Origin of the sequence: Streptomyces flavusporus, assembly GCF_046267975.1 — a bacterium.
GTDB classification, from domain to species: domain Bacteria; phylum Actinomycetota; class Actinomycetes; order Streptomycetales; family Streptomycetaceae; genus Streptomyces; species Streptomyces flavusporus.
This window is the reverse complement of the sequence record NZ_CP176503.1, coordinates 6105098-6129595: the sequence shown is the minus strand read 5'-3', so window position 1 is coordinate 6129595 and position 24498 is coordinate 6105098. Positions and strand designations below refer to the sequence as shown.

The 24498-nt window shown below is 70.6% G+C and carries 19 protein-coding genes, 1 other RNA gene and 1 pseudogene; 9 read left to right on the top strand and 12 right to left on the bottom strand.

The window, feature by feature from the left end:
• Positions 1-9: 9 nt before the first annotated feature.
• Entirely contained in the window at positions 10-849 is an 840-nt protein-coding gene (locus tag ACKTSN_RS28975) for an IS5 family transposase (protein WP_409467188.1), read from the top strand.
• A gap of 65 nt (positions 850-914) precedes the next feature.
• Here the strand turns inward: ACKTSN_RS28975 and ACKTSN_RS28970 are convergent, their stop codons facing one another.
• From ACKTSN_RS28970 to ftsE, 7 genes are all read right to left on the bottom strand, one after another.
• Complete coding sequence (locus ACKTSN_RS28970) at positions 915-2564, bottom strand: ISAzo13 family transposase (RefSeq protein ID WP_409467190.1); 1650 nt, start codon at positions 2562-2564, stop codon at positions 915-917.
• A 19-nt stretch (positions 2565-2583) separates the two neighbouring features.
• Positions 2584-2970 (bottom strand): hypothetical protein, encoded by a 387-nt coding sequence (locus ACKTSN_RS28965; protein WP_409471790.1) that lies wholly within the window; start codon positions 2968-2970, stop codon positions 2584-2586.
• A 233-nt stretch (positions 2971-3203) separates the two neighbouring features.
• Positions 3204-3572: a transfer-messenger RNA gene (ssrA, locus tag ACKTSN_RS28960) on the bottom strand.
• A 91-nt stretch (positions 3573-3663) separates the two neighbouring features.
• Entirely contained in the window at positions 3664-4206 is a 543-nt protein-coding gene (gene smpB, locus ACKTSN_RS28955; RefSeq protein ID WP_409474951.1) for an SsrA-binding protein SmpB, read from the bottom strand.
• A gap of 74 nt (positions 4207-4280) precedes the next feature.
• Positions 4281-5444: a S41 family peptidase gene (locus ACKTSN_RS28950; RefSeq protein ID WP_409471789.1), complete on the bottom strand. Its 1164-nt coding sequence runs from the start codon at positions 5442-5444 to the stop codon at positions 4281-4283.
• 67 nt (positions 5445-5511) lie between these two features.
• Complete coding sequence (gene ftsX, locus ACKTSN_RS28945; RefSeq protein WP_409471788.1) at positions 5512-6429, bottom strand: permease-like cell division protein FtsX; 918 nt, start codon at positions 6427-6429, stop codon at positions 5512-5514.
• A 55-nt stretch (positions 6430-6484) separates the two neighbouring features.
• Positions 6485-7174, bottom strand: a complete 690-nt coding sequence (gene ftsE / locus ACKTSN_RS28940; RefSeq protein WP_129799789.1) for a cell division ATP-binding protein FtsE — start codon at positions 7172-7174, stop codon at positions 6485-6487.
• 348 nt (positions 7175-7522) lie between these two features.
• Between ftsE and ACKTSN_RS28935 the strand changes: the two genes are divergently transcribed.
• Positions 7523-7714: a hypothetical protein gene (locus ACKTSN_RS28935; protein WP_129799790.1), complete on the top strand. Its 192-nt coding sequence runs from the start codon at positions 7523-7525 to the stop codon at positions 7712-7714.
• Positions 7715-7845: 131 nt separating this feature from the next.
• Here ACKTSN_RS28935 and ACKTSN_RS28930 read toward each other — a convergent pair whose 3' ends face one another.
• From ACKTSN_RS28930 to ACKTSN_RS28915, 4 genes are all read right to left on the bottom strand, one after another.
• Entirely contained in the window at positions 7846-8448 is a 603-nt protein-coding gene (locus ACKTSN_RS28930; RefSeq protein ID WP_409471787.1) for a hypothetical protein, read from the bottom strand.
• 296 nt (positions 8449-8744) lie between these two features.
• Complete coding sequence (gene prfB, locus ACKTSN_RS28925) at positions 8745-9851, bottom strand: peptide chain release factor 2 (RefSeq protein WP_409471786.1); 1107 nt, start codon at positions 9849-9851, stop codon at positions 8745-8747.
• Between the two features lie 232 nt (positions 9852-10083).
• Positions 10084-11325: a serine/threonine-protein kinase gene (locus ACKTSN_RS28920; protein ID WP_409471785.1), complete on the bottom strand. Its 1242-nt coding sequence runs from the start codon at positions 11323-11325 to the stop codon at positions 10084-10086.
• A 108-nt stretch (positions 11326-11433) separates the two neighbouring features.
• Positions 11434-13152 carry a serine/threonine-protein kinase gene (locus ACKTSN_RS28915; RefSeq protein ID WP_409471784.1) on the bottom strand — a complete coding sequence of 573 codons (1719 nt, stop codon included), beginning with the start codon at positions 13150-13152 and terminating at the stop codon, positions 11434-11436.
• A gap of 482 nt (positions 13153-13634) precedes the next feature.
• Between ACKTSN_RS28915 and ACKTSN_RS28910 the strand changes: the two genes are divergently transcribed.
• The 5 genes and pseudogenes from ACKTSN_RS28910 to ACKTSN_RS28890 form a co-directional block, all read left to right on the top strand.
• Positions 13635-17255: an FHA domain-containing protein gene (locus ACKTSN_RS28910; protein WP_409474950.1), complete on the top strand. Its 3621-nt coding sequence runs from the start codon at positions 13635-13637 to the stop codon at positions 17253-17255.
• Positions 17256-17394: 139 nt separating this feature from the next.
• On the top strand, positions 17395-18783 hold the full coding sequence (locus ACKTSN_RS28905) for an ABC transporter substrate-binding protein (protein ID WP_409474949.1): 1389 nt from the start codon (positions 17395-17397) through the stop codon (positions 18781-18783).
• 82 nt (positions 18784-18865) lie between these two features.
• Positions 18866-20149, top strand: coding sequence for a carbohydrate ABC transporter permease (locus tag ACKTSN_RS28900; protein ID WP_409471783.1), 1284 nt, complete (start codon positions 18866-18868; stop codon positions 20147-20149).
• Positions 20146-21036: a carbohydrate ABC transporter permease gene (locus tag ACKTSN_RS28895; protein ID WP_409471782.1), complete on the top strand. Its 891-nt coding sequence runs from the start codon at positions 20146-20148 to the stop codon at positions 21034-21036. Before ACKTSN_RS28900 ends, ACKTSN_RS28895 begins: the two co-directional genes overlap by 4 nt.
• 298 nt (positions 21037-21334) lie before the next feature.
• Positions 21335-22333 (top strand): annotated as a pseudogene (locus ACKTSN_RS28890) (glycosyltransferase family 2 protein); the annotation flags it as partial.
• Between the two features lie 49 nt (positions 22334-22382).
• On the opposite strand, the gene ACKTSN_RS28885 reads toward ACKTSN_RS28890, so the two are convergent.
• Positions 22383-22796, bottom strand: coding sequence for an organic hydroperoxide resistance protein (locus ACKTSN_RS28885; protein WP_385512734.1), 414 nt, complete (start codon positions 22794-22796; stop codon positions 22383-22385).
• 119 nt (positions 22797-22915) lie between these two features.
• Between ACKTSN_RS28885 and ACKTSN_RS28880 the strand changes: the two genes are divergently transcribed.
• Both ACKTSN_RS28880 and galE read left to right on the top strand, forming a co-directional pair.
• A complete protein-coding gene (locus tag ACKTSN_RS28880) occupies positions 22916-23389 on the top strand; it encodes a MarR family winged helix-turn-helix transcriptional regulator (RefSeq protein WP_409471781.1) in 474 nt (157 codons plus the stop codon).
• Positions 23390-23460: 71 nt separating this feature from the next.
• On the top strand, positions 23461-24441 hold the full coding sequence (galE, locus tag ACKTSN_RS28875; RefSeq protein ID WP_409471780.1) for a UDP-glucose 4-epimerase GalE: 981 nt from the start codon (positions 23461-23463) through the stop codon (positions 24439-24441).
• Positions 24442-24498: the final 57 nt, after the last annotated feature.

The window sequence follows — 24498 nt, the reverse complement described above, 5'->3', positions numbered from 1 at the left end:
AGCCCTTTCGTGAGCCAGCGCAAGCCGTACCCCAGCGACCTGTCCGACGCCCGATGGGCGTTGATCGAACCGACCTTATCCGCCTGGAGGAAAGCCCGACTCGACCGCAGACCCACCGGCCAGCCGGCCCAGGTCGAACTGCGCGATGTCTTCAACGCAATCCTGTACGTCAACCGCACGGGAATACCCTGGAAATACCTCCCGCATGACTTCCCGAACCACGGCACCGTCTACGCCTACTACGCCGCCTGGCGCGACGAAGGAATCCTCGCCCAGCTCAACTACGACCTCACCGGCCTGGCCCGCGTCAAGGAAGGCCGCAAACCCGAACCGACCGCCTCCGTGATCGACACCCAGAGCGTCAAGACCTCCACCAACGTACCCCTGACCAGCCAGGGAACCGATGCCGCAAAGAAGATCGTCGGTAGGAAGCGGGGCATCATCACCGACACACTCGGCCTACTCCTCGCCGTAACCGTCACCGCCGCAAGCCTGTCGGAAAACGCCGTAGGAATACAACTCCTCGACCAGGCCAAGAAGACCTACCCCACCATCTCAAAGGCGTGGGTCGACACCGGCTTCAAAAACGCCGTCATCGAGCACGGAGCCAACCTCGGAATCGACGTCGAAGTCGTCAACAGAAACCCCGAAATCCGCGGCTTTCATGTCGTCAAAAGACGCTGGGTCGTGGAGCGGAGTATCGGATGGATCATGATGCACCGCCGCCTCACCCGCGACTACGAGACCCTGCCCGCCAGCTCCGAAGCCATGATCCACATCGCCTCGATCGACAACCTCACCAAGCGCATAACGGACGAGACCACACCAACCTGGCGAGGAACTTACTAGGAAATAAACGGCAATTCGTCTACATCAAACGCCCTCTAAGTGGCCGTCTTGGGCCTGTCGATGAATTAGTGGGGTGTGTTGCGCTCGCCGGGCATGGATGTCGCGTGCATGACGTAGCTGGCGAGGTCGCTGGGGTCGATCAGGCGGGCGGGGATCGGTTCGGGGCGGTAGCCGTAGTCCTCCAGGAAGGGGCGGACCTGTTTGATCAGGGCTCTCATCTGGTTCTCTCCGATGCGGAAGAGGTAGGCGGTCAGCGAGCGGGACAGGCCGCGCTGGTCGAGGACGGCGGCCCAGATGATGTTCTCCGTGGTGAGTTTGCGGTGCCGGGGCCGCTGCTTGGGCGGCAGGGCGTCGAGGCGTTCGCGGACGCTGATGGTGAGACGGTCCAGGTCGGTGCGCTCGAGACCCGTCAGGAGGGGATGGGTGGCCAGGGTCGCGCCGAAGGTGTGCGCGTGGCGGGGGTGGGACCGGCGGCCGGGCGGATGGAGCGGGACGTCGGGGAGTCCGGGTTGGGGTGGGATGGTGTAGTTCCACTCCCCGTGGAAGGTATCGGGGCGGATGGTCAGGGCGGCTGCGTGCTGCTCGCTGATCTCGATCCCCGTGGGGTAGCTGCCGGTGTCCAGGCGCGCGGTGACGGACAGCCCGGTGCGGGTGGTGGTCGCCGAGATCAGGTTCAGGGCGGTCTCGTAGCTGGTCAGCGGGTGGGCGCGCCAGTTGAGGGAGATGAAGGAGAACAGGCGGTGCTCGACCCGGTTCCATTTTGATGTTCCCGGCGGTAGGTGGCGCACGCTGATCTCGAGGCCGGTCTCGGTGGCGAGGACGGCGAGGTTGGCCTTCCATGCCTTGGCGCGGGAGCTGTTGGACCCACCGCCGTCCGCGGTGATCAGCAGACGCTTCGCGTGCGGGTATGCGGCCCGTCCTTCTTCCCGCCACCAGCGACGCAGGCAGGAGGCGGCGAACGCGGCGGTGTCGTGGTCGGTGCCCACCACGACGAAGCCGGTGTTGCGGCCCAGGTCGTAGATGCCGTAGGGGATCGCGGTGCCGGTCGCGTGTGAGGGGAAGTCGTGGTCGAGGACCTTGACCGGGGCGCCCGGCGGGGCCCACTCGCGCCCAGGCCGGGCGAAGGGGCCGATCAGTTCCTTCTTCTTGGTGTCCACGCTGATCACCGGGTCCCCGGCGTGGAGGAACTCGGCCACCGTGTCGTTGAGGTGCCGGAACTGTGCGTCCCTGTCCCGGTGGTGGCTGCCGGCCAGCACCCGCGCGTTGCCGCGCAGGCTGAACCCGGCCGCCTTCAGCAGGGCCGCGACGGTGTCGCGGCCCGCCTTCCGGCCCTGGGCGGCGAGCTCGTCCGCGAGGCGGCGCAACGATTTCGTCGTCCACGTCAGCGGCTTCATCGGATCGCCCTGCGTGCTGTCTTCGACCAGCTCCAGCAGGGCCGGCATCAGACCCGGGTCCTTTGTCGCCAGGGCGGGGCGGCCCGCCCCCGGCCGTCGCACCCGCCCGTCCGGTTCCTCGCCCGCAGCGAGATCGGCCAGGCCGCGGCTGACGCAGCCCTTCGAGACGCCCGCGGCCCGTGCCACCGCAGCGATCCCGCCGTGCCCGAGTTGCCGGGCCTCCGCGGCGTACAGGATCCGGCGCTGCCGCTCGTTCAGATGCGGCGTCACCGCCTCCAGCTTCTCCTGCAACGACCCGATCGACCCATCGAAGCGCCCCATACCGCATCAACGAGCCCAACTACCGCAAGAGACGCACTAATTCATCGACAGGCCCCTTCGTCCCTCGGTTGGTGACCTCGAACTCGGCGGAGAAGTCCGCCGCGCATCCGCTCTCCGCACCCCAGGCGTACAGGCCGGTGACCTTTACCCCGTCCTCGCCCGGACCCTCGAGGGAGGGCAGGGGAAGCAGCGTCGGCGTACCGGAGGGGGTGACGGACGGCTCGGAGGACGGCGGCGGACTGCCGTACTGCGAGAAGTCGGACGGGCACAGCGCGTCGGCTCGGACCCGACCGTCGCCGCCGGCACCCGTCGCGTCGTCGCCCTGCGAGGCGCTCTGGGAACCACACGCGGCAAGCAGCAGAGCACCGGCGAGGGCGGCGGGAACGGCGCGCGAGGCGGTAGGCATCCGCCCACCTCACCAGGGCACGCACCCACAGGCTGTGGCGGAACCCACACCTCCGGTCACAGCAGTGTCACAGATCACTCTGGACAAGGCCGTCGCCGCCCACAGCGTGACGAGGATCAGCAGGAACAGGCAATGCCGCCGTGCTTCGCGATTCCGGCACGACAAAGGCCCCGCTGCCCGGAGGCGGCGGGGCCTTTGCCCACATGGGTCAGGGAGGTTCGGAAACCTCCCGATCGTGGAGATGGCGGGAATCGAACCCGCGTCCAACGGTGCAGAATCAGGGCTTCTCCGTGTGCAGTCCGCTGTGATTTTCTCGGCCCCGGCGATCACGCGAACAAGTCGCCGACGGGCCCAGTCACTGTTTGGTTTCCCTCTTCACCCCGTGACCGGGATCAAGGTTTAGTTCCCTAGCTGATGCCAGGATCCGGGTCGGGAACAGCCCCGGGCTGACACTTCGCAGGTCGCTACTTAGGCAGCGAGGGCGAAGGAATCGCGCTTGGTGTTGGCGATTATTTTTTGCGACATATGGTTTACGAGATCATTGCCGCTTCCTCGACACGCTTCCCCTGCTTCAACAGCCGCTGTCGAAACCGATCATCCCCATGTTGATTTTTCAATGCGCCCACCGGGCCGGCCGGTGTTGGTGCCATCGTACGTGACCAACGCACGACGATGCCACTGTATTCCGGCCCGTCAGGCGCTCCGCTGTCGCCGCTTTGCCGCCGCGATCGCCCGGTCCGACTCCCGCCGGTCCTGCTTCTCCCGCAGGGTCTGGCGCTTGTCGTACTCCTTCTTGCCGCGCGCCAGAGCGATCTCGGCCTTCGCGCGACCGTCCTTGAAGTACAGGGCGAGGGGCACGATCGTGTGACCCGTCTCCTGTGACTTGGCCTCCAGCTTGTCGATCTCCTCGCGGTGCAGGAGGAGCTTGCGCTTGCGGCGCGCGGAGTGGTTGGTCCAGCTGCCCTGGTGGTACTCGGGGATGTGGGCATTGTGCAGCCATGCCTCGCCCCGGTCGATCTGGACGAAGCCGTCGGTCAGCGATGTCCGCCCCTCGCGCAGCGACTTGACCTCGGTGCCCATGAGGACGAGGCCGGCCTCATAGGTGTCGATGATGGCGTAGTCGTGCCGGGCCTTCTTGTTCTGGGCGACGATCTTGCGCTTGCCGCCCTTCTCGCCGTCCCTGGCCTTCGCGGTCGCCCCGCCCTGCTTGGGCTGGGACTCCTTCGGTACGTACATTCCCTTGCTCATAGTGCCGTCCATTTTCGCACTACCGAGGGGGTCCGGGGGAAGCCGATTTACGGTGCGGGCGGCTACTGACCGAGACCCGTCAGGACCGTCTCCGCCCGCTGCAGCGCCTGCCGGTCGGCCTCCAGGTCAGGGGTGATGCCGTGGCCGTCGACGCTGCGGCCGGCGGGCGTGCGGTAGTGGCCGACGGTCAGCTCGGCGACGGAGCCGTCGGGCAGCCGGCTCGGCATCTGGACCGAGCCCTTGCCGAAGGTGCGGGAGCCCACGACGACCGCGCGGCCGCGGTCCTGCAGGGCGCCGGTGAGCAGCTCGGCCGCGCTCATCGTGCCGCCGTCGACGAGCGCGACCAGGGGTCTGGTGGTGTCGCCGCCGGGTTCGGCGTGCAGGGCGCGCTGCTCGCCGTCGATGTCGTAGGTGGCGACCAGGCCGCCGTCGAGGAAGGCGGAGGCGGCGGTGACGGCCTCGGTGACCAGGCCGCCGGAGTTGCCGCGCAGGTCGAGGATGATCCCGGAGGCGGCCGGGGCCTGTCGTACGGCGTTGCGGACGATGTCGCCGGAGCCCTTGGTGAAGGCGCCGACCCTGATGGCGGTGACGTCGTCGGAGAGCTTCTGGGAGGTCACGGAGTCGGTGGAGAGGCGGGCCCGGTGCAGGGCCTGGGTCCACGCGCGCGTGCCGCGCTCCAGACCGAGGCGGACGGACGTCCCGGCGGCCGCGTCGATGGCGTCACCGCGCAGTAAGGAGACGACCTCGGTGACGGGACGCCCGTCGACCTTCGTGCCGTCGATGCTGCGCAGCCGGTCGCCCGCGCGGATGCCGGCCGCGGCCGCGGGTGAACCGGCGGCCACCTCGGTCACCTTGATCCGGCCGTCCCGCTCGCGCCGCGCCGACAGTCCGACGCCGGTGTACTCGCCGTCGAGGGCCTCCTCGAACTCCTCGTACTCACCCCGGGAGTAGACGGCGTCCCAGCGGTCCCCGCTACGGCTGACGGCGCGCTGCGCGGCCTCCATCGGGGACTTGCCCTCGGCCATGGCCTCGGCGGCGGCCTCGGTGACCTCGTCCGGCCGGGCTGCGGAGGCGGCGGTACGGGTGGCGCCGGGGGTGGGCTTGCGGTCCGACGTCGGCAGCGAGCCCGTGGCCGCACCGGCGACGAGCACGCTCGCGAACACCAATGTCAGGGCGGCCCCACGGCGCAGGCGGCGGGGCTGACAGAACGGGTCGGGACCTGACATGCCGGTGAGTCTAGGACAACGCGAAGGGCCGCACGGCGGGTTGACCGTACGGCCCTCTTGGCATGCGTCACACCTTCAGGTACTTGCGCAACGCGAAGAACGCGGCCAAGGCAGGCATCAGCAGACTTGTCGCAAGAATGAGTGGGAGCTTCGTCAGAACGGCGTCCCAGCCAATGAAGTTGATCAGATTCAGCTTCTCGGACAGCGCGAGCCCGTGATCGATGATGAAGTACCGCGCGATCACCAGGAACGCGCAGGCGACACCGCCGCCGATGAGTCCGGCGACCGCGGCCTCCATGATGAACGGCGCCTGGATGTAGAAGCCCGAGGCGCCGACCAGGCGCATGATCCCGGTCTCACGCCGTCGGCTGAACGCCGAGACGCGCACGGTGTTGACGATCAGCATCAGCGCGACGACCAGCATGAGCGCCATCACCGCGCGCGCGGCCCAGTTCATGCCGTTGAGCAGCCCGAACAGATTGTCCAGAATGCCCTTTTGGTCCTGCACCGACTGCACACCGTCCCGCCCGTTGAAGGCGGTCGCGATGACTTGGTACTTCTCCGGGTCCTTCAGCTTGATGCGGTACGACTCCTGCATCTGGTCCGGCGTGAGGGAGCTGGCCAGCGGGGAGTCGCCGAACTGCTCCTTGTAGTGCTTGTACGCCTGGTCCTGCGACTCGTGCGTCACCGTGTCGACGACCGACATCTTCTTGAGGTCGGTGAGGATCTGCTCCTTCTGCTCCCCGGTGACCGCACCCTTGGCGCAGTTGGGGTCGGACTCGGCGTCGCTCTTGTTGCAGAGGAAGATCGAGACGTTGACCTTGTCGTACCAGTAGCCCTTCATGGTGTTCACCTGGTCGCTCATCAGCAGCGAACCGCCGAACAGGGCCAGGGACAGGGCGACCGAGACGATGACCGCGAAGGTCATCGTCAGATTGCGGCGGAGACCGACACCGATCTCCGACAGAACGAACTGGGCGCGCATGGCGTCTGCTTCAAGCCTTTCCGTGGACGTCTGCGAGGGGTCTGCGGTTGCTGTCTCAGTGCTGGTAGCCGTAGACGCCGCGGGCCTGGTCGCGGACGAGGCGGCCCTTCTCCAGCTCGATGACGCGCTTGCGCATCTGGTCCACGATGTTCTGGTCGTGCGTCGCCATCACCACAGTGGTGCCCGTCCGGTTGATGCGGTCGAGCAGCTTCATGATGCCGACCGAGGTCTGCGGGTCGAGGTTGCCCGTGGGCTCGTCGGCGATCAGCAGCTTGGGCCGGTTGACGAAGGCCCGCGCGATGGCGACGCGCTGCTGTTCACCACCGGACAGCTCGCCCGGCATCCGGTCCTCCTTGCCGCCGAGCCCGACCAGTTCGAGCACCTGCGGCACGGACTTGCGGATCTCACCGCGCGACTTGCCGATGACCTCCTGCGCGAACGCGACGTTCTCGCCGACCGTCTTGTTCGGCAGCAGCCGGAAGTCCTGGAACACCGTCCCCAACTGCCGCCGCATGTGCGGCACCTTCCAGTTGGACAGACGGGCGAGGTCCTTGCCCAGGACGTGCACCTGCCCGTGACTGGCCCGCTCCTCGCGGAGGACCAGCCGCAGGAAGGTGGACTTTCCGGAGCCGGAGGACCCCACGAGGAACACGAACTCGCCCTTCTCCACTTCCAGGGAGACATCCCTGAGTGCGGGGCGGGTCTGCTTGGGGTAGACCTTGGAGACGTTGTCGAATCGGATCACGGATGCACCACGGGTCGCCGGGGGTAGATGTGCGTGACCATACGCGACCCGGGTGGGGGTGCGCAGTCGCCGGGAGGGGTTGTACCGGGGTTGTACATTTTTGTGAGGGACGGTGCCTCTTGAAGACTGCGGTGCGGCGTCCCCAAGGGGCGCGGGGCTGTGTCGACATGCGGCTCCGCCGCGTGGGCGCGACCAGCCCCCACAACCCGCAGCCGCGAGACAACGCAAAACCACCCCTATCGGACCGCCCCGCGCACCCTCCGGAGGAACCTGGCACAGTGGAGTGGGGAACATTCACGTACCTACAAGCGTTGTCCCGGTGGAACCGTTGGCTAGGAGGGCGAGCGCATGACGTACGACCGGCTGGTGTGCGCGAATTGTGCGTCGCCCGTCAGCGAGGGCCGCTGCCCCGTGTGCCGGGCCAACCGCGAGCGGCTGCAGCAGGAGAACCCGTTCGCCGCGCTGAACCCGATGACGCTGATCGCGCTGCTCGCGGTGCTGATCGCGGCGGTGGCTCTGCTGGCGCACCAGACCGCGTGATCCGGTAATCCGCGCGGCCGTCGGAGACAGCGACTGTCAGAGACATACGAAGGGCCCGGAGCCTGCGCTCCGGGCCCTTCGCTGTACGTCGTGCGTGCGTTCCGTACGACGGTGACTACTGACGGCTACCGTCAGGCAGCCGCACCACCACGGCCGCCCACGAGACGCGGCAGCACACGGAAGCCGATACCGCCGGCGATCATCGTGGCGGCACCGATGACCAGGAACGTGGTCTGCGCGGCACCCGTCTCGGCGAGCTCCTCGCCGCCACCCTGGGCCGAGGTGTCGGCCGAGGGCTCCGTACCGGTGTCGGTGAGGGCCGAGTCGCCCTCACCCTGGGCGGCGTCGCCGGAGCCGCCGTCGGGGTCGGTGTTGTTGTTGCCGCCACCGTTCCCGTTGCCCGGGCCGCCGGTCGGCTCGTCGGTCGGCTCCTCCGTCGGCTCTTCGGTGGGCTCCTCCGTCGGCTCCTCGGTGGGCTCGGTGGGCTCATCCGTGGGATCGGTCGGCAGGTCCGTGGGATCCGTCGGAAGATCCGTCGGGTCCGTCGGCAGGTCCGTCGGCACCGGCGGGTCCGTGGGAAGCTCGGTCGGCGTCGGGGACGGCGTGGCGCACCCGATACCCAGGAAGCCGCAGTCGTCCGCGGAAGCGGCACCCGCGGCGGTCAGCGAAGCGCCGGCGGCGATCACCGCACCGGCAGCGAGCCGCGCGATACGGATCCGCGTCTTGTTGGTCATGTGGTTGCTACCCCCAGTAGCTGATCGTCAGTGAGGCGGCGCTCGGGGCCGTGATCGACGGAGACAGCTATGGTGAAGCCCCCCGGTTCACATGCGCCCCAGAGATACGCATGCCACGCTTCACCCTTCCCATTTTTCAAAGCAACGTCAAGGCCGGTGCGCGCGCGATGTCCAGTTACGCCTTCTTTGCCGGGGGTTAAAGCGTGTGAGTGTGATGTAAAACCCAGACATGCAGGAACAGAAAAGGCAACTGCCGCCGAAAGGGCGGCAGTTGCCTTGTCGACAAAACGCTTCGCTTACTTCTCCTGCTGCTTGCGCCAGCGAATTCCAGCCTCCAGGAACCCGTCGATCTCGCCGTTGAACACGGCCTCGGGGTTGCCGACTTCGTGCTCGGTGCGCAGGTCCTTGACCATCTGGTACGGGTGCAGCACGTACGAACGCATCTGGTTGCCCCAGGAGTTGCCGCCGTCGCCCTTGAGGGCGTCCATCTTGGCCTGCTCCTCCTGGCGGCGCCGCTCCAGCAGCTTGGCCTGAAGGACGTTCATGGCCGTGGCCTTGTTCTGGATCTGCGACCGCTCGTTCTGGCAGGAGACGACGATGCCGGTCGGCAGGTGCGTGATGCGCACCGCGGAGTCGGTGGTGTTGACGCCCTGACCACCCGGCCCGGAGGACCGGTAGACGTCGATGCGCAGTTCGGACTCGTCGATCTCGACGTGGTCGGACTGCTCGACGACGGGAAGCACTTCCACACCGGCGAAGGAGGTCTGCCGGCGCCCCTGGTTGTCGAAGGGCGAGATGCGCACGAGGCGGTGGGTGCCCTGCTCGACGGAGAGGGTGCCGTAGGCGTACGGCACCTGGACGGCGAAGGTGGTCGACTTGATGCCGGCCTCTTCGGCGTACGACGTCTCGTAGACCTCGGTCTTGTAGCCGTGCTGCTCGGCCCACCGCAGGTACATTCGCTGGAGCCGCTCGGCGAAGTCGGCGGCGTCGACGCCACCGGCCTCGGCGCGGATGTTGACGAGCGCCTCACGGGCGTCGTACTCCCCGCTGAGCAGCGTCCGCACTTCCATCTCGTCCAGCGCCTTCCGGACGGCGGCGAGCTCGGACTCCGCCTCGGCACGGGTGTCCGGGTCGTCCTCCTCCTCGGCCATCTCGAACAGCACGGCAAGATCGTCGATCCGCCCGCGCAGCGCCTCCGCCTTCCTGACCTCGGCCTGGAGGTGGGAGAGCTTGCTGGTGATCTTCTGCGCCTCGTCCGGGTTGTCCCACAGGGACGGCGCGGCTGCCTGCTCCTCGAGCACGGCGATGTCTGCCCTCAGCCTGTCGAGGTCCAGAACGGCCTCGATCGACTCCATGGTCGAGGAGAGGGACTTGAGCTCTTCGGATACATCGACGACTGCCACGCTCCCAGCGTAACGGCTCCGCCGGGGAGTGAGTGCCGGGTGAGCGTCGGGCTGGGGCGCACCCGGCGTCGGTGCGGGCCTCGCTGGGGGCTCCGCCCCCAGACCCCCGTTTCGGCCCTGAACGGGCCTCGTCCTCAAACTCCCCCAGAGGGGGCACCCCCAACGGGCTGGTTGTACCTGGCCCGGGCTGGAAAGGAACGCCCAGTACAGCCCAGTACAGAAACGCCCCTGCTCAGGGCGGCGGTGGCGCCGAGTTTTTCGTGTCCTGCGGCGTTGCCCCCGCGTCGTCGCCCGACGTGGCCAGCCAGGTGCCGGTGCCCACCGCGGCCGCGAGGGCCAGCGTCGCCGCGGCCAGGGTGAGGCGGCGGCGACGGGTGGTGGCCTTGTGGCGGGCCGAACCGGGGCGCGGGGCGCCCGTCGCGCGCGGTGCCCGTGCCGTCCCCCGCGCACCGCCCGCCAGCTCGTCCGGGGCCGGCACCCTCATCGACGTATGCGTGTCACGGTTGGAGTCGGGCTTCGCGCCGGGTACCAGGGGCACGGCCCCCCGCCGCACCCGTACCGGCATCTCCGGCTCCCCCGCCACCGGCGCCGCCTCGGCCGGGACGTCGCCGTCCTCCACGTCCGGCTCGTCCACATCCAGCGGCGGCGTGCCCGCCAGCGCCGGAAGCTGCTCCCGCAGCCGCGCCGCCAGCTCCGACGCCCGCAACCGGGACGCCGGTCCCTTCGCCAGGCACTGCACGATCAGCTGCCACAGCTCGTCGGGGATGCCGGGAAGGGGGACGACCGTCTCCGTCACATGCCGGCGCAGCACCGCGCCCGGGTGGCCGCCGCCGAACGGCGTGAACCCGGCCAGCAGCTCGTACAGCACGGTCGCCAGCGCGTAGATGTCGACCGCGGCCCGCGGCGGCAGCCCCTCCACGATCTCGGGCGCCAGGTAGTCCGGCGTACCGATGATCTTCGTGGCGCGCGTCCGCCGTGGAGAATCGATCAGCTTGGCCACGCCGAAGTCCGTGAGCAGCGCTCGATGCGAGCCCCCGGGGCCCAGCGGGCCCTGCATGTCCAGCAGGACGTTCTCCGGCTTCACGTCGCGGTGGACGACCCCCGCCGCGTGCGCCGCCGCCAGCCCCTCCGCCACGTCGGCCACGATCGCGACGGCCGCCTCGGGGGACAGCCGCCGCTCGCGTTCCAGCCGGGTGCGCAGGTCCGTGCCTCGGACCAGGTCCATGACGAGCGCGAGGTCGTTGCCGTCCACCACCAGGTCGCGGACCGAGACGACGTTGGGGTGCTCGAGGCCGAGCAGGGCGGTGCGCTCCTGCACGAAGCGTCCGACGAGCTCCTGGTCTGACGCGAGGTCCTCGCGCAGCAGCTTGATGGCGACGGGACCGTCGGGTCCCTCGCCCAGCCACACCGTGCCGGCGCTGCCACGTCCCAGGATCTGGTTCGCGGTGTACCGGCTGCCGATCTTCCGTGCCAAGGCTGCTCCTACAGACGCGTGTTGTCGCTAAAACTACGCGTCCGAGGAGCCAACCTTCACCGAGGAGGCGGAAATCACCCGCCAGGTGTCGACAAATCAACACACCCGCTACTGCGTGGACGTGCTCCCGGAGCCCCCAGAGGTCCCGGAGTCCCCGCCCAGATCCCCGATCCATCCCGTCACCGTGGTGAACCAGTCCTTGAGCTGCTCCCAGTAGCCCTTGCCCGTGCCGATCCACTCCTGCAACGGGCTCAGCTCCCAGATCAGCCAGCCTGCGACGAACAGGATGACGATCGTGAACAGGCACCCCTTCAGGCAGCCCAGCCCGGGAATCCGCATCGGATTGGCACTGCGCTGCCGCGGCTGCCGCGGCTCACGCGCCGGCCGCTGCGGCTCGGGCGTGGGCGCAGGGGCATACCGCTGGGGCTGCTGGTGCGACGGCGGGGCGTACTGCTGCGGCTGTTGCTGCTGCGGATGGCCGTACCCGGGCGGCGGCCCCTGCTGCGGACGCCGCTGGGGCTGCTGCGCCGGCCGCGGCTGCTGCTGCGGCCGGGCGACCTGCCGCTGCGGGCGGCGGCGCAGCGGGTCCTCGCTGGGGTCGAGGTACTGGACCTGCGTCTGCTCGTTGCGGTCGCGCGCGGCACGCAGCTGCGACTGCCAAGGGTGCGGCTGGTCGGGCTGCTGCCCCTGCTGCCCGCCGGGCTGGTTCGGCGGCACCGGCGGCATCACCGCGGTCGGGTCGGCGGCCCCGGTGTTCGGCAGTACGGCGGTGGGGTCGGCAGCGCCCGCCGGGCCCCCGGTGTGCGGCAGCACGCTGGTCGCGCCGTTCGGGTCGTACGCCCCCGCCCCCGCCGATCCGTGCGGCAGCACCTGCGTCGGGTCGGCGGCACCCGGCGCTCCGGGCACGGGCGCGGGCGCCGGGTCGGGTGCGAGGAGCGCGGCAACGCCCTCGGCCGCAGCGATCTGCGCGGAGTTCGCGTGCACGCCCACGCCCTCGGCGACGACCCGCAGCCCGCGTGCGAGGTTCTCGGCGCTGGGCCGTTCGTCGGGGTTCTTGCGCAGGCAGCGCTCTATGACCGTCCACAGCGGTTCGGGAACCGTGGAGGGGCGGCGCGGTTCCGCGCTCAGGTGCTGGTGCAGCACCTCCAGGGCGGAGCTGCCGGAGAACGGCGGCCGACCGGTGACCAGCTCGTACAGCAGGATGCCGGCGCCGTAGATGTCGACGGCCGAGGTCTGCGGGCGACCCTCGGCGGACTCCGGTGCCACGTACGCGGGCGTGCCCACGAACTCCTGCGTGCGGGTGAGGCCGGGTGAGTCGGCGAGCCGGGCGATGCCGAAGTCGGTCAGCAGCGGGTGCATCTGGCCGCCGTGCTGCTGGAGCAGGACGTTCGCCGGCTTCAGGTCGCGGTGGACGACGCCGTCGGCGTGGCTGGCGGCCAGCGCGTCGGCGATCTGCGCGGTGAGCAGGGCGGCCGCGACGGGCGTGAAGGGGCCGTTCTCACGCAGGTGGCGGTGCAGGTCGGGGCCGTCGACGAGGTCCATGACCAGGGCCAGCAGATCGCCCTCGACGACCAGGTCGCGGACCCGCACGATGTTCGGGTGGGTCAGGCGGAGCAGGACGGACCGCTCCCGCAGGAACCGCATCACGACATCGGGATCGCTCGCGAGCTCCTCCTTGAGGACCTTGATCGCGACGGTCTCACCGGGCTGTCCGGGCACGGCCGCCTCGGCACCCGCGGTCTCCCGCTGGCGGGCTCGCCAGACGGTGCCCGTGGCGCCGCGTCCGAGCGGCTCCTCGAGCAGGTACTTGCTGCCTACCGGCCGCACGTCATGCGCTCCCTGCTGCTTGCTTGCGTGTTCCGACCCACTGTTTCCGACCCACTGTAGTGCCGCAGCCCTCGGTACCGGGCTGTCGTCTGTCCATGCGGCCTACGGACGGGTTCCCGTCTGGTTCCGGTACACGCTCCGTACTTGTTCCGGTACTTGTTCCGGTACTTGTTCCGGCACATCACTCCGGTACATGTTCGAAGGAAAGACGCTCGACCCGATCCGTTGGTTGCCGGACCCGGACGTGACCGATCTCAAGCGGTCATCCGCACGGCCCTGGTCAGTCACTTTTGCGGGCAGAGCCGACCAATCAAGATCACTTGACGGCGGGCGGCGGGCGCGTTGTCAGTGGCAGGTGCGAGGATGCCTCCAGTACTGGCCGACGTGCTCGTGTGGTGGTGGGGGAAGTCCGCGGTGGGGGACCGCGGGGCGGCCTCGGCCCCGTTCCGCGGGCGCCCGCGCAGAAGGGACCGCTGACGGCGATGCAGATCCGGCTGACCGTCGTAGACCCGCTGGGCCCGCCCGCGCCCGCCGACGCGCAGGGCCGCGCCGCGAGCCGCGACGTGCTGGTCACGGCCCCGGCCGGCACGGCTCTGTCGGCGGTGGCCTCGGCGCTGGCCTCGGCGGTCTCCGGAGACGGCGGCGCCCCGCTGTCCGGAGCCGTGGTGCTGTACGCCGGTGCGGAGCGCCTCGACCCACAGCGCTGCACGCTGGGCGAGCCCCCGCTGCTCGACGGCGCCGTCCTGTCCGTGGGCGCTCCGTGCGAGCCCGAGCCGCACCCCGAGGTGGACGACGCCCCGGCCCGCCTCGACGTGATCGCCGGCCCCGACGCCGGCGGCGTCCATCTGCTGCACGGCGGCCAGATCCGCATCGGCCGCTCCGCCGACGCCGACGTCCCGCTCGACGACCCGGACGTCTCCCGGCTGCACTGCGCGGTGACCCTCGACACCGCTGGCCGTATCTCGGTCGCCGACCTCGGCTCCACGAACGGAACCACCCTGGACGGCACGCGCGTGGGCACCCGTCCGGTCCGCTTCGCACCGGGCGTGCTGCTGCGGATCGGCGAGTCGGCCCTGCGGCTCGCGCCCGCTGGGGGGCCGGGTGCGCGGATGCGGACGACCCCTGACGGTGAAGGACACGTACGGGTGTCTCCGACCCCGGACGAGACCCACGCGCGCGCGAACACCCCGACCGACGGGACCCGGCACGCCTACGGCCCGGCGGCGGACCTGGAAGCGCCGGGCGAGCGGGGGGACGACGGTTCGGCGAGCGGGGGGCGTGGTGGCGCGACGCAGGGCGAGCCGTCGGCGGGCACGGTTCACGACGAGCTGCGGTCGAATCCGGCGGGCACGGCACAGGACAGGCGGTCCAACCCGCGGTCGGATCACGCAGCCACGGCTCAGGACAGCCGCCGGAGCACCCCAGCAGCCGCACCCCCCGAGAGCCGGCGGACACCCCCGGGCGGTGCACCCCAGGACGGCCGCCGCCCCTTCCCCACGTCCGCCGCAGCGCCCGGCGGCTCGGAGCACGGGCCCGGCGAGGCGCCCCTCGTGCCGGAGCAGGGCGGCGCTCCACGGATCGAGACCCGACAGGATCTGCACCCCGACCCGCACCCGGGCTCCGGCCCGGCGGCGCCCCCCGGCGGTGAGACGCACGCCGGATTCGGCGTAGGACACCTCGACGGCGTGCCGGCCGACGAGGGCCGCCGCAAGGGCACCCCGCTGCGGGGCATGGACGTACCGCAGGGCGTGCGCAGGCGCGGAGGGCTCACGGCGTGGGCGCGGCGGCTGGCGGGTGGGCGGGCCGAGCAGGGGGCGACCGGACGACGCGGGGTGTACGACGCCGAAGCGGCCGCCGGAGCGGCGGGGCCCGCCGCCGGGGCCACGGCACCGGAGACATGGCCGGACCCGGCGGCCCTGCTGCTGACGGCCCTGGGGCCGGGGCCGCGGCTGTGGGAGCGCGGGCCGGGCCATCCGGAGGCGCTCACCGTGCGGCTCGGCACGGCCGACCGGGCCGCGCCCGACGGTTCCGGACTGCTGCCCGCGGTGCCGGTGACCGCCGACCTGCGCGAGGCCGGGGCGCTGGGCCTGGCCGGGCCGCGCCCCCGACTGGCCGGGCTGGCGCGCGCGGTGCTGGCCCAGCTCGCCGCCCTGCACGCGCCCGATGCCCTGGAAATCATCCTGATCAGCACGGACCGCTCGCGCTCCGTCGAGGAGCGCACCGCCGAGTGGTCCTGGCTCGGCTGGCTTCCGCATGTCCGCCCGGCGCACGGCCAGGACTGCCGCCTCCTCCTCGCCCACGACCGCGAACAGGCCGCGGCCCGCACCGACGAACTCCTGCGCCGCCTGGAGGACCACCTCGCGGACCGGCCGAGCGCCACCCGGCCCCGCGGCACCGCCCACCCGGCCCCCCGCCCGGCGGACCACCTCCCCGAGCGGCCGAACAGCACACCACCCGCCGGCGCCGCCCCCGCCACTCCCCCTCGACGCCCCTCCTGGGCCCGGGACGACGGGCCGGAGGGCGAGGAGCCGGGCGGCGGCTTCGCGGGGCCGTACACCGTGGTCGTCGTGGACGGCGATCCAGGCGGTGCGGGACTGCGGGACGCGGTGACGCGGCTGGTCGTGGAGGGCCCCCGCGCCGGCATCCACGTGGTGTGTCTGGCCGAGACGGACCCCGCCTCGCCCGCCTCACCCGTCACCGAAACGTACGAGGCGGCCTGCGCGGTGGCGCCGGCGTTCCGGGAGTGCGGGGCCGTCGCGCTGCTCAGCGGTGACGTGGCGACGGCGTTGCGGCTGCTGCGGGTCGCACGGGCGGGGACAGCGCAGGGCGACCGGCCGGGCCCCGTCGGGCACGGCACGGTGGCCGCCGTGGACGCCGTCTCCCCCGCGTGGGCGGAGCGGTTCGCGCGGGCGCTGGCGCCGCTGCGGACGGATGCCGCCGCCGATGGGCGGCACGCGCGCGTGTCGGCGCCGTTGCCGCAGGCGGCGCGGCTGCTGGACGAGCTGGGGCTGGCCCGGGCCACGCCGGCGTCGCTGATGGCACGCTGGGCGGACGCGGCCGACGACACCGAGGCGCTCGGCGGCCGGGCGTGCGCCGTGCTCGGCGCCGGGCCGCGCGGGCCGGTCGGCGTGGACCTCGTCACCGAGGGCCCGCACCTGCTGGTCGAGGGCCCGCCGGGCAGCGGACGTACGGAACTGCTGCGGGCGATCGTCGCCTCGCTCGCCGCGGCCGAGCGGCCGGACCGGCTGAGCATGGTCCTGATGGACGGCCGGGACGGCGTGAGCGCGGGCCGTGGGCCCGGCGACGGACTGCGCGTCTGTACGGACATTCCGCATGTCACCACCCATCTCCTCGCCAACGACCCGGTCCGTATGCGGGAGTTCGCGCAGTCCCTGTCGGCCGAGCTGAAGCGGCGTGGCGAGCTGCTCGGCCGGTCGGACTTCACGGAATGGCACACCGGGCGTGTGGTGTCGGGCCGGATGGTCGCCCAGCGCTCGGCGAGCACGGCCGGTGCCGGGGATCTCGACACCCCGCCCAGTTCCACCCTGCGGCTGCGGCCCGCAGCTCGCCGGGAGGCGGAGGCGGGGCCGCCGCTGCCCCGGCTCGTCGTGGTCGTCGACGATCTGGACGCCCTGGTGTCGCCCCCGCTGGGCTCGCCGGGACGGCCCGCGGCCGGGTCCGTGATGCGTGCGCTGGAGGCGGTGGCCCGGGAAGGCGAGCGGCTCGGCGTCCACCTCGTGGCCGCGGCGGGCCCCGGGGGCCGTACGGCGGAGACGGAACCCGCGCGGAGGGCCTCCCTCCGCGTCACCCTCGACGCGCCCACCGCGGGGCCGGACGAACCGGCGCCGGGGCGCGGCCGGCTGACCCGGCCCGACGGACGGCTCACGCCCTTCCAGGGCGGTCGGGTCACCGGCCGCATCCCGCGCACGGCGACGCTGCGGCCGACGGTCGTTCCCCTGGAGTGGCAGCGGATGGGCGATCCGCCGACGCGCCGTCCCGTACGGGAGTTGGGGAACGGGCCGACGGACCTGGCGCTGCTGGCGAGCGCGTTGGAACGGGCGGCGCGGGAGGTTGCCGCGCCTGAGGTGCCGTCACTCCTCTAGCTGCCCGACGAGTCACGACGCGGTCACGATCACCCTCTTGACACCGTATGCGCTCTTGCCGACCCCACCTCCCCGGCGTAGACCAGAGCGCACGGGACAGCGCTCGAACGTTCGACGAGGAACGAAGAACGGGGCCGTGATGCACAGCAGGAGCAGCACCACCAGCCGGACACGGACACGCAGGGCCGCTCGGGCCGCCGCAGCCGCATTGGCGGGAGCGCTCGCGTTCTCGCTCACCGCCTGCGGGGGCGACGACGGCGATGGCGGCAACGAAACCGACGGCGGCGCGAACGAGACCGCCAACACCGTCACCCTCCCCAAGCTGAACGGCGAGACCCTGGAGGTCGCCGCCGTCTGGACCGGCCCGGAGCAGGCCAACTTCAAGAAGGTCCTTCAGGAGTTCGAGAAACGCACGGGCGCCAAGGTCACCTTCGTCCCCGCGCAGGACCCGATCATCAACTTCCTCGGCTCGAAGATCGCCGGCGGCGCACCGCCGGACGTCGCGATGCTCCCCCAGGTCGGGGCGATCAAGCAGGCCGTGGACAAGGGCTGGGCGAAGCCGGTCGGTACGGAAGCCCAGGAGCAGTTGGCCAAGAACTACTCGCAGGGCTGGCAGGACCTCGGCAAGGTCGACGGCAAGCAGTACGGCGTGTACTACAAGGCCGCCAACAAGTCCCTGATCTGGTACAACACGCAGGTCTTCGAGAACGCGGGCGCCGAGGAGCCCAAGACCTGGGACGACCTGCTCACCACCGCACAGACGGTCTACGACTCCGGTGTCACCCCGTTCTCGATCGGTGGTGCCGACGGCTGGACGCTGACCGACTGGTTCGAGAACGTCTACCTCTCGCAGGCGGGCCCGGAGAAGTACGACCAGCTTGCGCAGCACGAGATCAAGTGGACGGACCCCTCCGTGGCTGAGGCGCTGACGACGCTCGCGGAGATCTGGGGCAAGAAGGACTACATCGCGGGCGGCGCGGACGGCGCCCTGCAGACGGAGTTCCCGGCCTCGGTGACCCAGACCTTCACCGGCGGCGACCAGCCGAAGGCGGGCATGGTCTTCGAGGGCGACTTCGTGCAGGTCAACATCGCGGAGACGGACGCCGAGGTGGGGACGGACGCGAAGGTGTTCTCGTTCCCGGCGGTCGGCGACACCGCGCCGGTGGTCTCCGGCGGTGACGCGGCCGTCATCCTGGAGGACTCGAAGGCGGCGCAGGCGCTGGCCACCTTCCTGGCCTCGCCGGACGCGGCGACCATCCAGGCGGAGCTCGGCGGCTATCTGTCGCCGAACAAGAACGTGGACCCGTCGGCGTATCCGAACGCGGTGCAGCAGGAGATGGCCAAGTCGCTGGTCGCGGCAGGCGACGACTTCCGCTTCGACATGTCCGACCAGGCCCCGCAGGCGTTCGGCGGCACGCCCGGCAAGGGCGAGTGGAAGGCGCTGCAGGACTTCCTGAAGAACCCGAAGGACGTCAAGGGCACCCAGGAACAGCTGGAGGCCGACGCGGCCGCGGCGTACGGGAACTGAGCCGACGATGATGTCGTCGGCGCCGACGGCAGGGGTCCCGGAACCGAAGATTCCCGGGACCCCTCCCCGTAAGCACAAGAGCGTGACCGGCACCCGCAGGACCGTGGCAGCCCTCTTCCTGCTGCCCGCCCTGGTGCTGCTCGGCGCGCTCGTGGTCTACCCGATCGGGTACTCGGTCGTCCGCAGCTTCTACGACCAGTCCGGCGACGGCTTCGCCGGATTCGACAACTACAAGGCCCTGTTCACCGACGACGGCATCCGCACCGCGCTGAAGAACAACATCATCTGGGTGGTGTTCGCCCCGACGATCGCGACCGCGCTGGGGCTGATCTTCGCGGTGCTGACCGAACGGGTGCGCTGGGGCACGGCGTTCAAGCTGGTCGTCTTCATGCCGATGGCGATCTCGATGCTCGCGGCGGGCATCATCTTCCGCCTGGTGTACGACCAGGACCCGGACAAGGGCATCGCGAACGCGGTATGGGTGGGTGTACACGACACGTTCGCCCAGTCGTCGGCGTTCCCGAAGGCGCATCCGGGCCGTGAGTCGCCGCTCGAAGCGGCCGGCGGCGGCGCCTTCATCACCAAGGAGCCGGTCCGCCTGGGCGAGCCGGTCACCCTCCCCCTGGTCGGCGTCGCCCCCGACCAGATGCCCGACGACGCCACCAGGGCCGTAGCGGCGAAGCCCGACCCCGGCAAGGTCACCGGCACGACCTGGCAGGACTTCACGCGCGGCAAGGGCGTCGGCACCCTCGGCGCCCCGGACGCCTCCGAGCTGGGCTATCCCGGCATGAGGATCGAGGCCGTCAAGGACGGCAAGGTGGTCGCGTCGACCACGGCCGCCGACGACGGCACGTTCACGCTCCCGGCCGCCGCCGAGGGAGCCCAACTGCGGCTGCCCGCCGACAACTTCAAGGATCCGTACAACGGCCTGGACTGGCTCGGCCCGTCCCTGGTCACGCCGGCCATCATCGGCTCGTACATCTGGATGTGGGCGGGATTCGCGATGGTGCTGATCGCGGCGGGACTGGCCGGTGTCCCGCGTGAACTGCTCGAAGCGGCCCGCGTCGACGGCGCCAACGAATGGCAGGTGTTCAGACGGGTCACGGTCCCGCTCCTCGCACCTGTCCTCGCGGTCGTCACTGTCACCCTGATGATCAACGTCCTGAAGATCTTCGACCTTGTCTTCATCATCGCCCCCGGCTCCTCCCAGGACGACGCGAACGTGCTCGCCCTGGAGCTGTACCGCAAGGGCTTCTCCGAGGACCAGCCGGGCATCGCCAGCGCGATCGCGGTGTTCCTGCTGCTCCTGGTGATCCCGGTGATGTGGTTCAACATCCGCAGGCTCAGGCGGGAGGTGCGGCGATGACCACGCAGGCCGTGACCAAGAAGTCCGGCAAGGCCAGGGCATCCCTCGGCTCCCGCCTCGCCGAGGGCGTCAGCGGCGGTCTGGTCCGCGTCTTCCTGATCGTCGTCGGACTGTTCTGGCTGGTGCCGACGATCGGTCTGCTGCTCTCCTCGCTGCGCACTCCGGCGGACATGAACGAGAGCGGCTGGTGGACGGTGTTCACCGAGCCCGCCCAACTCACCTTCGAGAGCTACGACAAGCTGCTCCAGAACAGCGACATCACCGACTCGTTGGTGAACACGATCCTGATCACGGTGCCGGCGACCGTGCTGGTCGTGGTCATCGGCTCGCTCGCGGGCTACGCCTTCGCGTGGATGGAGTTCCCGGGCCGCGACTGGTGGTTCCTGGGTGTGGTCGGCCTGTTGGTGGTGCCCGTGCAGGTCGCGCTGATCCCGATCGCCGAATTCTTCGGCAACATCGGCCTGTTCGGCTCGATGCTGGGCGTGATCCTGTTCCATGTCGGCTTCGGCCTGCCCTTCGCGGTGTTCCTGCTGCGGAACTTCTTCGCGGAGATCCCACGGGAGCTGCTGGAGGCGGCCCGGCTGGACGGGGCCGGTGAACTGCGTCTGTTCGCACGGGTGGTGATGCCGCTGGGCGGGCCGGCGATCGCGAGCCTGGGCATCTTCCAGTTCCTGTGGGTGTGGAACGACATGCTGGTCGCGCTGGTGTTCTCCGACTCCGGCAGCCAGCCGATCACGGTGGCGCTGCAGACGCAGGTACGGCAGTTCGGCAACAACATCGACGTTCTGGCGCCCGGCGCGTTCATCTCCATGGTGATCCCGCTGGCCGTGTTCTTCGCGTTCCAGCGGCAGTTCGTGTCCGGTGTGATGGCAGGCGCGGTGAAGTAACCGCAGAAGCAACACCATTGGGGCGGGCCGACCGGCCCGCCTCTTCGCGTTCCCGGTGAATCCCCCACATGCCGCACACACCGTAACCAAATCACTCGATCGGCCGTTGCCGGGCAGAACGCCCGCGCAGACCCGAGGCCGGCGCCGTGGGCGGCAGCTTCACGTGACGCCCTCCCGGTAGCCACTGTTCCGCAACCTTCTGGTCACTTCACCGTCACCGAAAGCCACTGATCGCCGTTTCACCTGACAGGAGCCCGTATGTCCCGTAGTTCGACGCAACCCACCCTGAAAGACCGACATGCCCCGTTTCAGCATCATCGTCCCCTCGCACGGGGTGGAGGGCCTGCTGCCCCGGACCCTTGACTCGGTCCTCGCCCAGTCCTACGGCGACTTCGAGCTGATCACGGTGTGCGACGAGCCGGAGACCCCCGCAGCGGACATCACCGCCGGATACGCCGAGCAGGACAGCCGGGTGACGCCCGCGTACTCGCCGCCGTCCGCCGGCCTGAGCGCGGCGCGCACCACCGGCCTGCGCGAGGCCACCGGCGCCTATCTGCTGTTCCTCGACGGCGACGACGCCCTCGCGCCGGGCGCGCTGGCCGCACTGGACGCACGGCTGCGGGAGACGGGCCCGGTGGACGTACTGCACTTTGAACACGAGCGCGTGCACTGGCGGGGCGCCCCCACGCACACTCCCCCGCTCCCGCCGACCCCCGCGGGAACCTTCACTCCCGAAGCGGCACCGCGGCTGACGTCGGTGGACCGCCCCGCCTGGAGCGCGGCCTATCGCCGCGGATTCCTCACCGCCCACCAACTCGTCTTCCCCTACGGGCACTTCACGGACCTCGGCTGGGGCGGGGTGGTGACGGTGACGGCCGAGCGGATGGCGGTGCTCCGCTCGGTCGTCGTACGGCATCTGCTGCGCCCGCAGGGCAGCCGGCTCGATCTTCCGGGCGCGCACCAGCTCGATCTGCTCGACCAGGTCGAGCTGGTGCTGTTCCAGGCCACCGAGCAGCGTCTGTCCGCGGCGCGGCGCGACGCCCTGTTCGACCAGCTCTTCGCCGTGATCCTGAGGACGGCGGCCGATCCCCGCCGGCTGCCCGCGCGGCATCGCCGCGCCTTCTTCCGCCGGGCGGGCATGCTCTACCGCCGCCATCTTCGAGCCGGCCACCGCGCACCCGGCGGCAGCGTCGGCGTACAGCACCGGCTGCTGGCGCTGGGGGCCTACACAGCGTTCCACGCCCTGTGTCACGCCCACCGGTCGGCGTCGAGGGTCCGTGACGGCATCTCGTCACCGGGTTGGCGTAGCGGCGGTGCGGCCTGGCTGCGGGCCGGGATCCGCGGGGTTACTCGATGACGAGCTCGACCGGGATGTTGCCGCGGGTGGCGTTGGAGTACGGGCAGACCTGGTGGGCCTGCTCGACCAGCTTGCGCCCGGTCGCCTCGTCCACGCCTGCGGGCAGCTCGACGCGCAGGGTGACGGCCAGCCCGAAGCCCTCGCCCTGCTTGCCGATGCCCACCTCGGCGGTGACCGCGGCATCGCTCACGTCCACCTTGGCCTGCCGGCCGACCAGGCCGAGGGCACTGGCGAAGCAGGCGGAGTAACCGGCGGCGAAGAGCTGCTCGGGGTTGGTGCCCTGGCCATTGCCGCCCATTTCGGTCGGGATGCCCAGCTGCAGGTCGAGCTTGCCGTCGGAGGAGACGGCACGGCCCTCGCGGCCGTGGGTGGCGGTGGCGACAGCGGTGTAGAGCGCATCCATGGAGAAACATCCCTCTTAAGTCGTCTTCCGGCGGCCTGTCCGGCCGGCCTGACCCGCTAAGTAGAGCACACAATTCAATTGCGCACAACTAAATAGCGGGCAAGAGCTACCCTGGAGCCATGACGACCACGCCCACAGCGGACTGGCTCCGCCTCGACCAACAGATCTGCTTCTCCCTGAACGCGGCGTCGCGCGCCTTCGGCGGTGTCTACCGCGTGGTCCTCAAGGATCTCGGGCTGACCTACCCGCAGTACCTGGTGATGCTCGTGCTGTGGGAGCACGGCGACCTGCCGGTCAAGAAGCTGGGCGAACACCTGCGCCTCGACTCCGGCACCCTGTCACCGCTCCTCAAGCGGCTGGAGGGGGCCGGACTGGTGCGCCGGGAGCGCAGCGCCCACGACGAGCGCTCGGTCGAGGTCCACCTGACCGAGGACGGCGCCGCCCTGCGCGAGCGGGCACTTCAGGTACCGCGCCGTATCGCCGCGGCGACCGGCTTCGACGTCGACGAGATCCGCGAGCTGCGCAACCGCCTCGACCAGCTCACGACAGCGCTCGACGCGGCGGCCCGGGCGGAGGCATCGGGCGCCGGCTGAGCGCACGCCACGTCACCTGCTTCACTGAAGGCGGACACCACACGGGCCAACTGACGAGGGGACGGCCGTACATGACCTGGCTGATCACCGGCGGCGCCGGCTATATCGGGGCGCACGTCGTACGCGCGATGACCGAGGCGGGCGAACAGGCGGTCGTGTACGACGACCTGTCGACCGGCATCGCCGAGCGCGTGCCGGACGGCGTGCCGCTCGTGATCGGCTCGACGCTGGACGGTGAGCTGCTGGGGCGCGTACTCACCGAGCACTCCGTCACCGGGGTCGTCCACCTGGCGGCGAAGAAGCAGGTCGGCGAGTCCGTGGACCTGCCGCTGCACTACTACCGGGAGAACGTCGAGGGCCTGCGCGTCCTGCTGGAGGCGGTGACGGCGGCCGGCGTGCCCTCCTTCGTGTTCTCGTCGTCGGCGGCCGTGTACGGCATGCCGGACGTGCACCTCGTCACGGAGGAGACGCCGTGTGCGCCCATGTCGCCGTACGGCGAGACGAAGCTGGCCGGTGAATGGCTGGTCCGTGCGACGGGACGCGCCACCGGCCTGTCCACGGCGTCCCTGCGTTACTTCAACGTGGCGGGTGCCGCGAGCCCCGAGCTGGCGGACGTCGGCGTCTTCAACCTCATTCCGATGGTCTTCGAGAAGCTCACGGAGGAGGCGCCCCCGCGCATCTTCGGCGACGACTACCCCACCCCCGACGGGACCTGCATCCGGGACTACATCCACGTGGTGGACCTGGCCGAGGCCCACGTGGCGGTCGCCCGCGCTCTGCAGGCCTCCCCCGGCCGCGACCTCACGCTCAACATCGGCCGTGGGGAAGGCGTTTCGGTACGCGAGATGATCGACCGCATCAACGCCGTCACCGGCCACCACCGCCCGCCGACGGTCACCCCACGCCGCCCGGGCGACCCGGCCCGCGTCGTCGCCTCCGCCGACCGCATCACCGCCGAACTGGGCTGGAAGGCCCGGCACGACGTCCAGGACATGATCACATCGGCGTGGGATGGCTGGGTACGGCAATATCCGGGGGCGGCGCGGGACTAGTAGGGCTTTGTTAGGTCCTGTGGTGGGGTTCGGGTGCTGGTGCGGGTTGGCCGCATA